Origin of the sequence: Mesorhizobium sp. B2-3-7 (genome assembly GCF_006442695.1) — a bacterium.
GTDB lineage: Bacteria > Pseudomonadota > Alphaproteobacteria > Rhizobiales > Rhizobiaceae > Mesorhizobium.
Window position 1 is genome coordinate 229,318 of record NZ_VFVV01000007.1, and the last position, 11,831, is coordinate 241,148.

The 11,831-nt window shown below is 61.3% G+C and carries 8 protein-coding genes and 1 pseudogene; 4 read left to right on the top strand and 5 right to left on the bottom strand.

Annotated features, from left to right (window positions below):
• Positions 1-157 precede the first annotated feature (157 nt).
• The 3 genes and pseudogenes from FJ940_RS16050 (at position 158) to FJ940_RS16060 (ending at position 3,853) form a co-directional block, all read left to right on the top strand.
• A complete protein-coding gene (locus FJ940_RS16050) occupies positions 158-622 on the top strand; it encodes a cupin domain-containing protein (protein ID WP_140547156.1) in 465 nt (154 codons plus the stop codon).
• A 74-nt stretch (positions 623-696) separates the two neighbouring features.
• Positions 697-1,088: pseudogene (locus FJ940_RS16055) on the top strand (RidA family protein).
• Positions 1,089-1,285: 197 nt separating this feature from the next.
• Positions 1,286-3,853: an SIR2 family protein gene (locus FJ940_RS16060; RefSeq protein ID WP_140657115.1), complete on the top strand. Its 2,568-nt coding sequence runs from the start codon at positions 1,286-1,288 to the stop codon at positions 3,851-3,853.
• On the opposite strand, the gene carB is transcribed toward FJ940_RS16060, so the two are convergent.
• The 4 genes from carB to FJ940_RS16080 form a co-directional block, all read right to left on the bottom strand.
• On the bottom strand, positions 3,854-7,345 hold the full coding sequence (carB, locus tag FJ940_RS16065) for a carbamoyl-phosphate synthase large subunit (RefSeq protein WP_140657117.1): 3,492 nt from the start codon (positions 7,343-7,345) through the stop codon (positions 3,854-3,856). It lies immediately after the preceding gene.
• Positions 7,346-7,580: 235 nt separating this feature from the next.
• The gene (locus FJ940_RS16070; RefSeq protein ID WP_246671074.1) at positions 7,581-8,399 is read right to left on the bottom strand and encodes an SH3 domain-containing protein; all 819 of its coding nucleotides are present in this window, start codon (positions 8,397-8,399) and stop codon (positions 7,581-7,583) included.
• 271 nt (positions 8,400-8,670) lie between these two features.
• Entirely contained in the window at positions 8,671-9,429 is a 759-nt protein-coding gene (locus FJ940_RS16075) for a metallophosphoesterase family protein (protein ID WP_140582048.1), read from the bottom strand.
• Positions 9,430-9,500: 71 nt separating this feature from the next.
• A complete protein-coding gene (locus tag FJ940_RS16080) occupies positions 9,501-9,857 on the bottom strand; it encodes a helix-turn-helix transcriptional regulator (protein ID WP_140495932.1) in 357 nt (118 codons plus the stop codon).
• Positions 9,858-10,051: 194 nt separating this feature from the next.
• On the opposite strand from FJ940_RS16080, the gene FJ940_RS16085 reads away from it, so the two are divergent.
• Complete coding sequence (locus tag FJ940_RS16085) at positions 10,052-11,230, top strand: MFS transporter (protein ID WP_140516769.1); 1,179 nt, start codon at positions 10,052-10,054, stop codon at positions 11,228-11,230.
• A 41-nt stretch (positions 11,231-11,271) separates the two neighbouring features.
• Here the strand turns inward: FJ940_RS16085 and FJ940_RS16090 are convergent, their stop codons facing one another.
• Positions 11,272-11,736 carry a MarR family winged helix-turn-helix transcriptional regulator gene (locus FJ940_RS16090; RefSeq protein ID WP_140657119.1) on the bottom strand — a complete coding sequence of 155 codons (465 nt, stop codon included), beginning with the start codon at positions 11,734-11,736 and terminating at the stop codon, positions 11,272-11,274.
• Positions 11,737-11,831: the final 95 nt, after the last annotated feature.

Here is an 11,831-nt window from a genome sequence, read left to right on the forward strand (position 1 = left end):
GCGCCGTCGCCGAAGCTGCCAATCTCCCCCCTCGTGGGGGAGATGTCCGGCAGGACAGAGGGGGGCGCCGTAGGGCGCGACGGCTCACATCTCGCAACAGGGTTCTTCCCATGCCTGCGTGGGACTACAGTGCCGCACCACCACCCTGAGAGCACCCATGCCCAAACTCGACCTCGCATCCCTGCCCCTCCGCAAGGGCTCGGGCTATCCCGCGCCCTTCGATGGCCCTTGCGCCGGCCGCACGCGCCGCCGGCTTGGCGATGCCGGCGGGCTCACCGATTTCGGCGTCAACCTGATGACGCTGCCGCCCGGCGGCTGGTCAAGCCAGCGTCACTGGCACAGCCATGAGGACGAGTTCGTCTATGTGCTGGAAGGCGAGCTAACGCTGGTCGAGGATGGCGGTGAGACGCTGCTGAGCGCCGGCGACTGCGCCACCTTCGCCAAGAACAGCGGCAACGGCCACCATCTCATCAACCGCTCGTCCACGACGGCGCTCTACCTCGAGGTCGGCTCGCGCAACCCGGACGATGTCATCACCTGCTCCGACATCGACATGATGAGCCCGAGTTCGGACGGCCGGTTCCTGCACAAGGACGGCACGCCTTATCCGGGGCAAGGGTGAAGGCTGGACAACGCGTCGGCGCTGGCGTTCCCCGGCCGGCACTATAAGCTCCCCCAAACCCAGGGAGCATCACCATGAAAAAAGAAATCATCGAAGTGCCCGTCATGTCGGACAAGGTGCGGGCGCTCGGCCTGCCCTGTTCGACGGCGGTGAAGGCCAACGGATTCGTGTTCATCTCGGCGACGCCGCCGGTGGACATGGTGACCGGCGAGATGGTGCGCGGCGACATCGAGGTGCAGACCGAGGCATCGCTGAAGGCGCTGAAACACTGCCTGGAAGCGGCCGGCACCTCGCTGGAAACGTGGTGATGGTGCGCATCTACGCCGTCAATTCGGGATTCTACAACGCGATCAACCGGGTCTATGCGAAGTATTTCAGCGTGAACCCGCCGGCGCGGAGTTTCGTGCCTGTGGCGTCCTGGCCGATGGAGTTTGATATTGAGATTGAGTGTGTGGCGGTGGCGTGAAGAACTCTTGCAAAAGCCAGTCTTGAGCACACCTTCTCCCTCAACCATGCAACTTCTCAACATTTGCGCATAGAAACTGGAAACCCCACCCCATTCCATTGGTCCGAAAACTGCCAAGCGCACCTAGCACCGTCTTGAGTTGGGGCATTGATTGAGTCACGAAAAAAAGCAATATCGAATAAACTTCAGGGGGATCCATGGAACTCGATTCTGGCGATGAAGCCTTTCTAATAAAAACCATTATGCAGGGGGATGCCCTTCTAATTATTGGCGCCGGTGCATCGGCTTCAAGTAAAAATTCCTACGGCCATCCCGTTAAAACGGGAGGAGCTCTGGCCAAGCTGTTCGCCGAACGTGCTGGTCTTCCCTATGATTCTGAAACTTTAACAGAAGTGATGTCCGCAGTGCGCGGTCAATATCTGAGCGATGTTCAGATCAATTCAATTCTTATTAGAGAGTATAAAGGCGTATCTCCATCCGATGAAATCGTATCACTTTTACAAGTATGTTGGAAGAGAATATATACGTTCAACTACGATGACTCTATTGAAAATATTCAGAAAAGAACTGCGCAGGTCCGCCGGTACTACAACGGAATGATTGACTCTGCGGCTGAATTTGAGGGTCCTCGTTTTCTCCATGTTATTCACCTTCATGGAGATATAAGCAAGCCAGAGCACGGATTTGTACTTTCAGATACGGAGTACGCGAGGCATATTCTAAGTAATAAAAACTATTGGTACGAAAGATGCGGTCAGGATTACATCTCTTCATGTCCAATATTTATTGGTACGTCGATAGATGAGCCCATCTTATTAGCAGAAATCGAAAGGGCTAAAATCAACGGAAAACTCTCTTCCGGGCGCGGCTATGTGATCACGCCGGATAGGTTGTCTCCTATTAAAAAAGAAGGGTTAAAGTCAAAGGGATTGGTGCACGTTGAGGGCACTCTCAAAGATTTTGCGGCTTGGGTCAAATCCGCATTTCCAAGCGGAAATGACGCCCGCGAGGTAGTGGCTAAAGCTAACGAGTTTGGTGCTGCGGCGCTTAACTTGGTTACAGCCTCTGACATAGATGTTGCCCACTCCCTTTACCCTATTTCATTTAAAGTGCTCGCTGAGCGCCTGAAACGGATGCGCCCGAGTGAAGAAGCGCTAATGGGACGGCAGTTTCTTCAAGGCTTTCCTCCGAGTTGGACCCTTGCGGCATCCAAGATCCCTGTTCGACTTGAGGCGTTTGAAAGTTTAAAAAAAGAGCTCTTTGAGTCGATTGGACGAGGTGATCGGCTTTTCGTCACCACAGGGCAGGCCGGCAGTGGTAAGACAACTGCTACAATGATGGCAATGCTTGACTACGCCAAAGATAACCCGGAAGTACCCATTTATGAAATGAGCAGAGACGTGGTGTCGCCTATGAAGGCACTTTCTTTGCTAAGTAGATTGCATGGAGATCGGTGCATAGTTTTTGCCGGAGATCTTTTTATTTTGGGTGACGGATTCTCTGACTCTCTTCTCTCAATAAAGGCAGGTAATATAACAGTCGTCTCTTCATCTCGCACTGGTGAGTGGAACGAGCACCTTTCTCGATATCTAGGTGAATTTGCGCGTCCGGCATCGTTCGAGCGATTTGTCAGGCGGGATTATGATCCTTTGATCGATCGTCTTGTTGAATACGTACCTGCGCCTCGCTTCCGAAAGATGACTCGGTTGCAGCAGCATGCAGAGCTAGCGAAATCGAAAAGCCAACTACTAATCGCCCTTCGAGAAGCTACAGATTCGGAAAATTTTGATAACATTATTACCAATGAGTTTGAGAAACTCCCGGACGCAGACACAAGGCGTCTTTTGTTAATCGTTGGCGTTGCAACCTTGGCCAGAATTGGTGTGAGCGCTGATGTGGCCCGAGAGGCTTATTCTAAACTGAAGCCTACGAGGACGTTTGATAAAGCGTTGGAAGCTCTTGACGGCATAGTGTCATACACGGAAAGCAAAAGGCTAATCGCCAGGCATGACTTATATGTAAGGCATATATTTGATGAGGTTGCGGCCTTCGAGGATATACGTGACGCCCTGAGAGAGATTCTTAGAACTTATGTGAAATACAATATGCCTATCGTTAGGCATGTTCACAGGCAAGATGCGCAGTTGTTCAGATTCTTGCTAAATCACACATTTATTAGTGAGATTTCTCGGCGCAAGGGCCGACATGAGGATGGCTCTGTTGTTTATGCTGATTTTGAGACTGACTTTCAACTTGATGGACATTATTGGCTTCAATATGGTCTTTATTTAGCTGAGCAAGGTAATCTTCCGGAGGCTGTATCTATGATGCAGCGATCGATAAGCGCTTATTCCGGCAACCCGTACGCAGTCCACGCGCTTGCTGATCTGCAGTTGCGCTCCGCGCGACAACGAACTCAATACGACGCGGTAACGCGGGATCTCATTGATGTTGCTGTTAAAACTCTTAGAGTGATGGATTCGCAGCAATCTCTGAAAATTGATCAATATCCGATTGTCACACTATCACTGGGGCATGTTGGAGCGTTAGTGAAGCACTCGCAGGCGGATGCGGCTAAGAGTTTCGCAAAAGAGTATTACGAGCGGATAAAATTCTTATCGAGAAATATTCACTCTGCGATGCTTGACAGGGCAGAGGAGAGACTTTTCCGATACATAACGCTAGGTGATTGGGGAGAAGCGCAGAGCGCGGCGAAATCTAAGCACGGACCACGTCGGGCAAGGTATCGACGTCAGTCCAAGTAATTAGCCAAAATACTCCTGCAGCGGCCTCACTTCCAGGCTCCCCGCCTTCAGCGCCGCGATCGCCTCCGCCACAGCCGCCGCGCCTGACAGCGTCGTATAATACGGCACCTTCTGCATCAGGGTCGCGCGGCGCAGCGACTTGGAGTCCGACACCGCTTTCTGGCCATCCGTCGTGTTGAAGACGATCTGCACCTGGCGGTTGCGGATGGCGTCTTCGATGTGGGGGCGACCCTCCAGGACCTTGTTGATCTTCTCGGCGACGACGCCGTTTTCGGCGAGGAAGCGGGCGGTGCCTGAGGTGGCCATCACCTTGAAGCCGAGGCCGGCGAGGCGCTTGACCGCCGGTAGGATGCCTTTCTTGTCCTCGTCGCGCACCGAGACGAACAGCGTGCCGGAGCGGGGCAGATCAACACCCGCCCCGAGCTGGCTCTTGGCGAAGGCCAGGGCAAAATCACGGTCGAGGCCCATGACCTCGCCGGTCGAGCGCATTTCCGGACCGAGCAGGATGTCGACTCCGGGGAAGCGGGCGAAGGGGAAGACGGCTTCCTTGACCGCGATGTGGCCAGGATTGCGCGGGTCGGGCATGGCGCCATAATGGGCGAAGGCGTCTTCCAGGCTCTCGCCGGCCATGATGCGGGCGGCGATTTTCGCTATGGGACGTCCGATGGTCTTGGCGACGAAGGGCACGGTGCGCGACGCGCGCGGGTTGACCTCCAGCACATAGACCGTGCCGTCCTTGATCGCGTATTGCACGTTCATCAGACCGCCGACATTGAGCGCGCTGGCAAGGGCCGCCGTCTGCCGCTCCAACTCGTCGACCAGCTCCGAAGGCAGCGAGTGAACGGGGAGCGAACAGGCCGAGTCGCCCGAATGGATGCCGGCCTCCTCGATATGCTCGAGAATGCCAGAGACAAAGGTCGCCTTGCCGTCGCAGAGGCAGTCGACATCGACCTCGATGGCGCCACTGAGATAGGTGTCGAACAGCAGCGGGTTCTTGCCCAGCAGCGTGTTGATCTGGCCGGTCTTGTCGTTGGGGTATTTCTGCTTGATGTCCTCCGGCACCAGGCCGGGCACGGTGTCGAGCAGATAGGATTGCAGCATGCCCTCGTCATGGATGATCTGCATGGCGCGGCCGCCCAGCACATAGGAGGGGCGCACCACCAGGGGGAAGCCGAGCTCGCCGGCGACGAGGCGGGCCTGCTCGACCGAATAGGCGATGCCGTTCTTCGGCTGGCTGAGGTTGAGCTTGTGCAGCAGCTTCTGAAAGCGGTCGCGGTCCTCCGCCAGGTCGATCATGTCGGGCGAGGTGCCGAGGATCGGGATGCCGGCCTTCTCCAGTGCGTCGGCGAGCTTCAGCGGCGTCTGGCCGCCGAACTGGACGATGACGCCGACCAGCTCGCCCGACGCCTGCTCGGCGCGCAGGATCTCCAGCACGTCCTCCGCCGTCAGCGGATCGAAATAGAGCCGGTCCGAGGTGTCGTAGTCGGTCGACACGGTCTCGGGGTTGCAGTTGATCATGATCGCTTCATAGCCGGCGTCGCGCAGCGCAAAGGCCGCGTGGCAGCAGCAGTAGTCGAATTCGATGCCTTGGCCGATGCGGTTCGGGCCGCCGCCGAGGATGACCACCTTCTTGCGCGACGACACCTGCGCCTCGTTGGCGAGCGCGCCGGCGAAGGGCACTTCATAAGTGGAGTACATGTAGGCGGTCGGCGACGCGAACTCGGCCGCGCAGGTGTCGATGCGCTTATAAACCGGATGAACGTCGAGCTTTTCACGAATCTTCTGAACGACTTCCACGTCGCTCTTCGTCAATGAGGCGAGGCGGGCGTCCGAAAAACCCATGGCCTTCAGCATGCGCAGATTGGCGGCGTCCTCAGGCAGGCCGTGCTCCCGGATGCGGGCTTCCATGGCGAGGATCCCGGCGATCTGCTCGAGGAACCACGGATCGATCTTGCACATAGCGTGCACGTCTTCCAGCGAGGTGCCCATGCGGATCGCCTGCGCCACCATGCGCAGCCGGTCGGGCGTCGGCGTGCCCAAGGCGGCGCGGATCGCGTTGCGGTCGTCGGCGCTGTTGGCGGAGCCAAGGCCGGGGATCTCGATCTCGTCGAGACCGGTGAGGCCGGTCTCCAATCCACGCAAAGCCTTCTGCAGGGATTCCTGGAAGGTGCGGCCGATGGCCATCACTTCGCCCACCGACTTCATCGCGGTGGTCAGCACCGGCTCGGCGCCGGGGAATTTTTCGAAGGCAAAGCGCGGGATTTTCGTCACCACGTAATCGATGCTCGGTTCGAACGAGGCGGGTGTCGCGCCGCCGGTGATGTCATTCTCCAACTCGTCCAGCGTGTAGCCGACGGCTAGCTTGGCCGCGATCTTGGCGATGGGGAAGCCGGTCGCCTTGGAGGCCAGCGCCGAGGAGCGGGAGACGCGCGGGTTCATCTCGATGACGACGAGACGGCCATCGGCCGGATTGACGGCGAACTGCACGTTGGAGCCGCCGGTCTCGACGCCGATCTCGCGCAGCACCGCGATCGAGGCGTTGCGCATCATCTGGTATTCCTTGTCGGTCAAGGTCAGCGCCGGCGCGACGGTGATCGAATCGCCCGTGTGCACGCCCATCGGATCGATGTTCTCGATGGAGCAGACGATGATGCAATTGTCCGCTCTGTCGCGGACGACCTCCATCTCGTATTCCTTCCAGCCGAGCACGCTCTCCTCGATCAGCACTTCGGTGGTCGGCGAGGCGTCGAGGCCGGACTGGACGATGTCGAAGAATTCGGCCCTGTTGTAGGCGATGCCGCCGCCGGTGCCGCCCATGGTAAAGGAGGGGCGGATGATGGCGGGCAGGCCGACATGGTCGAGCGCCTGGGCGGCGATCGCCATGGCGTGGCTGATGTAGCGCTGCTTGCGGTCGCCTTCGCCCAGGTTCCAGCTTGTTTCCAGCGCATCGAGCGCGGCGTCGAGATTGTCGGGCTTTTCGGCCTTCAGCGCCGCGCGCTCGGCCTCATGCGTCTTGCGGTCGGCATTCTTGACGTCGGTGGCGTTGGCCAGCATCGACTTCGGCGTTTCCAGGCCGATCTTCTTCATCGCCTCGCGGAACAGCGCCCGGTCCTCGGCCTTGTCGATGGCCGTGGCGTCGGCGCCGATCATCTCGACATTATAGCGCTCCAGCACGCCCATGCGGCGCAGCGACAGCGCGGTGTTGAGCGCGGTCTGGCCGCCCATGGTCGGCAGCAGCGCGTCGGGCCGCTCCTTGGCGATGATCTTGGCCACGACTTCGGGGGTGATCGGCTCGATATAGGTGGCGTCGGCCAGTTCCGGGTCGGTCATGATGGTGGCCGGGTTGGAATTGACCAGGATGACGCGGAAACCCTCTTCCTTCAGCGCCTTGCAGGCCTGCGTGCCGGAATAGTCGAACTCGCAGGCCTGGCCGATGACGATGGGGCCGGCCCCGATGATCAGGATCGACTTGATGTCGGTGCGTCTTGGCATCTTTATGAATTCCGTTCGGCGAGCGGCTTGCACGAAAAACCGGGACGGGAGACCCGGCCGGTTGTGCTTGCGATTCTGGTATCAGGCTAGGAGGGCCTTATAGGGAAGAGTTTTGCCTGATGTAACCCCGAAAATGAGGGCAGTAGGGGCAGTAGGGGCAGTAGGGGCAGTAGGGCAGTCACTCCAGGCACTTCACATATTGCCTTACTGCCCTACTGCCCTGTTGCCTTCCAAACTAATGCCCAAACGCCACCGCGTCCGTAATCTCGAATCGCTCCGAGACGCCGACGCGGATCATGCTGAGGCCGCCTTCGCGGGTGAAGCGGAAATCGCTGTCGCCATCGGAGCCGGCGGGCAGTCCGCCGTAGAAGGAGATGACGCGGCTGCCGCCGTCGGGCCAGGTCACGGTGACGTCGGCCTTGTCGCTGCCCTTGTGCTCGACGCTTGCCGCGCAAAGGGTCATCGGCTGGCCGACATTGCGCGCGCAGGGAATTTCAATGGCTGCACCTCCGGCGGTGGCCTCCGCCTGAGGCGGATTCTCCCCAGTGGGCAGCGGTTCATTCGCCACCAGCGCCAGGCCGTAAGCATCCTGCATGGCAACTGCCGCCGCGGATTTCGGCGTGGTTGCAGCCGCGTTGTCGGCTCCGCCCAGCCTCGCCGTCAGGTCGGGCGGCAACGCGGGCGGCGGAGCGGCCGTCGGGCCGGCCGTTGCGTCGAGCGCCTGGCCTCCATCCGCCTGATCCGGATTGGGCAGGGATGCCGGATTGACGGGGTTGAGGTAACGCGCGGGGGTCCAGCCGCTGATTTTCGGGTTCTCGGCCTCGACCTTGCACCATTGGCGGCCATCGACATCGATGCAGCCGAGATTGTTCACGCTGGCGCCGTTGGCCAGACGCGCCTCGGTCTTGCCGATCGGCGATGGCTGGGCGCGGACGTTGAGGAGATCGTCGGGCGCGAGGCCGGTGACGATGGAGATGAACGGCCCATCCTCGGCATGGGCCACCGTCAGAAGCAAAGGAGCGGCGATCAGCGCGAAGAGCGTCGTTCGGAGCATAGACCGGCGCTTCATCGCTTCGCCGTGGCCGATAGATTGCATTACCAAAGGCACCGCCAGATACGAAAACGCCGCCACACGCGAAGCCGATTTTATAGGCGACGACGCTGCGCCATGTCCAGAAGCGAGATTTTCTTCCGGCAGGGACGGAGCTGCGTGAGGGCGATGATCGGAGAGCGGGGAGAGAGCTCAGCCGGGCGGCATGAATGCAAGCGCATTCAGCCGGGAATGCAAAGAGCATTCAGCCTGGCGGCATGAATGCAAAAAGCATTCAGCCGGGCATGAAGCCGGTTCGCAGCGCATGGGCCCATTCGGGCCGTCCCGCCTGTTCGGCTTGGCTGGCGGCCGCCTCGTGATCGTAGTCGACGGCGATGGCCTCGAAACGGTCGGGCCGGCCGGGCTCGCCTGAAGTGACGATGCCATAGCGCGCATGCGGCGCGCCCTGCTCGGAGGAATGCGCCGGCGGCGTCGAGTCTTCATAGGCGGGACAGCCGACGCTGCCCGGGTTGAAGATCACCGGACCGCCGGGCAAGCGGATCAGTTCGGCCCGGTGGCTATGGCCGCACAGGGCCAGGCGGCAGGCCGGATCGAGCGCCTTCAACCGCCGCCGGATCGCCGCCAGCGGCGCACGCACCAGCCGGCCATCGGTGATCGCATCGAGCAGGTATTTCTCGTCATGATCGGGCCTGGCATGGAAAGCGATCACGCCGGGCGCGATCTCCAGCGTCAGAGGCTGGGCGAACAGCACCTCGCGCTGCGCCCCGGTCAGCCGTTCCCGCGCGTAGATGTCGGAGGCCCACATGGTCTCATCGGCCGGATCGGCGGCGACGCGGCGGTCATGATTGCCGCGCACGGTCCGCAGGTCCAGCGCTTCCAGCCGCGCAAACGTCTCGCGCGGCCAGAGCGGACCCGAAACGCTGTCGCCGAGATTGACCGTGATATCCGCGCCGCCGCGCCGCTCGAGGTCGGCGAGCACGGCGTCAAGCGCCAGCACATTGCCATGGATATCGGCGAGGACAGCGATGCGCATGGGGAGCTCCGGTTGTGAGGCAGCGTTTCCTCTCCCCACTTCCGTGGGGGCGAGAACCCAGATCCCGCGAGTCAGGCCGTCACTTCGATATCATGGCCGCCGACCGCCGGCAGCGCCGGATCGTCGCCTGCGGCGGCAATAATGCTGTCGAGCAGGCCGGGGAAGCGGGCATCGAGATCGGCGCGGCGCAGCGTGATCATGCGGTTGGTGCCGGCCACTTCTGCGCGAGTCACGCCGGCCTCGCGCAGCTTTGCCAGGTGGTAGCTCAGATTGGTCTTCGAGGCGAGATCGAGGAATTTGCTGCAGTTCAGCGGCACGCCTTCCTTGCTGGCGAGATAACGCACGATCGCCAGCCGCGTCGGGTCGCCGAGCACGGCGAGCACGATCGGCAGGCTGATCTGGTCCGTATTGGGATGTGGCAGGCTCATGGCTGCAACCTAAGCACAGTTCCGGCCGATTTCAACGCACCCGCTCCGCGTCTGCCGTGCACCCCGCTCTCCCTTTCACGACCGTGCTGACACAGGGCTGTCAGGATGGTTGTGCTATTTTTCCCTGGCTTCATTGACATCCTGCCGGGCTATGTCCAATTGTTCAATAACTTTTGAACTAAGGACACATCGCCATGGACAAGCGGATTTTCTGGCTTGCGCTCGGATCGTTTGCGATCTCGACCGAAGGCTTCGTCATCTCCAGCCTTCTGCCCGACATCGCCAGGGATGCCGGCATCTCCGTTCCGCTCGCCGGCACGCTGATCACCGCCTTCGCGCTCGCCTATGCGGTCGGCACGCCGATCCTGGCGACGCTGACCGGCGAATGGGACCGGCGCCGCGTCATCCTGTGGACGCTGGTGTTCTTCGTCATTGGCAACGTTGCCGCGGCCTTGAGCTCCTCCTTCGAAGTGCTGCTCGCCGCGCGCATCATCATGGCGCTGTCGTCTGGCCTGTTCGCGGCGACCGCGCAAGGCACGGCGGTGGCGCTGGTCGATGACCATCACCGGGCCCGCGCCATTGCCGTCGTCGTCGGCGGCACCACGGTGGCGGTAGCGGTGGGCGCCCCGCTCGGCGCGCTGGTCGCGGCGATAGCCGGCTGGCGCGGCACGTTCTATGCCATTGCAGGCCTCGGCGCGCTCGCCGGCGCCATCCTCTGGTATCGGCTGCCGCGCGGCATCATCGGCACCAAGCTGCCGCTGAAGCGCCGGCTGGCGGCGGCAATGCGTCCCGGCGTGATGCCGATCCTGGTGACGACCACACTTGCCCTCATCGGCGCCTTCACCGTGTTCAGCTTCATCGCGCCGCTGGCCATCGAAGCCAGCGGGCTCTCCCCGATAGCGCTGCCCGGCATGCTGCTCGCCTTCGGCGTCGGCGCCGTCATCGGCAACATCGCCGGCGGCCAGGCCGCAGACCGCTTCGGCGCTACGCGCACCGTCGGCTGGTCGCTGGCGCTGAGCGCTGCCATGCTCGTCACCTTCTCGCTGATCCCGGCCTTTCTGCCGCATCATCTCGCCGGGCCGGCGCTGATGGGCATGATGGTGCCATGGGGCATCGTCGGCTGGGCCTTCCCGCCGGCGCAGGCGAGCCGCATCATCAAGCTCGCCCCGGACGCTGCCCCGATCGTGCTGTCGCTCAACGCCTCCGCGCTCTATCTCGGCGTGGCGCTCGGCGCGGTGGTTGGCGGCGCCGTGCTGCGCTATGGCGGGCCGGCCGATCTCGGCCTCATCGCGGCCGTCTTCCCCGTCGTCGGGCTCGGCATCGTGCTGGCCGGCCGGATGCTGGCGCGGCCGGTCGCCATGCCGGCGGAGTAGAGGGCGCCGAGCTTTTCGTCACTGGTTCTTTCGCGGCCGCTTCAGCTGGAGGGAGCGGCCGCCCGCGTTTCGAGGTCCAGAGAGGCCACAGCATCCAGCGTCGCACGCAGCTTCGCGGCTTGCTCCGCGCCGATCATCTCCTCGAAGCGCTGCTGTGCGACACTCCACAGCTTGATCGCCTCTTCGAGCTTGGCCTGGCCGTGCGGCGTCAGCCGGACGCGCTTGACGCGGCGATCGTCCTTGTCGGGGAAGGTTTCGACATAGCCGTCGCGGACCAGCGGCTTCAGCGTATGGCCGAGCGCCGAGAGATCCATGATCAGCGCCTCGGCAACGGTCCCCATCGCCGGTTCGCTGCTGGCACTGATCTGAAAGAGCAGGCCAAATTGCGTGCCTTTCAGCCCGGAAGGCGCAAGCGCGTCGTCGTAGAAGCGGCCGAGCCTGCGCGCGGTGCGCCGCAAGGTGGCATTGTTGCACCGGCTGAATCCCGGTTGCTGAAGATCGGTCATGTCAACTCCTCGCTGGCAAAGCCTGTGCCAGCCTGCCGCAGAAATAGTTTTCGCGGCCGCCGTTGACAAGATAGTGGCATATACCTACTTCGCCG

Coding starts and splice junctions, on each gene's coding strand:
- FJ940_RS16050 (WP_140547156.1), top strand. CDS start 158: ATGCCCAAACTCGACCTCGCATCCCTGCCCCTCCGCAAGGGCTCGGGC.
- FJ940_RS16060 (WP_140657115.1), top strand. CDS start 1,286: ATGGAACTCGATTCTGGCGATGAAGCCTTTCTAATAAAAACCATTATG.
- carB (WP_140657117.1), bottom strand. CDS start 7,345: ATGCCAAGACGCACCGACATCAAGTCGATCCTGATCATCGGGGCCGGC.
- FJ940_RS16070 (WP_246671074.1), bottom strand. CDS start 8,399: ATGCTCCGAACGACGCTCTTCGCGCTGATCGCCGCTCCTTTGCTTCTG.
- FJ940_RS16075 (WP_140582048.1), bottom strand. CDS start 9,429: ATGCGCATCGCTGTCCTCGCCGATATCCATGGCAATGTGCTGGCGCTT.
- FJ940_RS16080 (WP_140495932.1), bottom strand. CDS start 9,857: ATGAGCCTGCCACATCCCAATACGGACCAGATCAGCCTGCCGATCGTG.
- FJ940_RS16085 (WP_140516769.1), top strand. CDS start 10,052: ATGGACAAGCGGATTTTCTGGCTTGCGCTCGGATCGTTTGCGATCTCG.
- FJ940_RS16090 (WP_140657119.1), bottom strand. CDS start 11,736: ATGACCGATCTTCAGCAACCGGGATTCAGCCGGTGCAACAATGCCACC.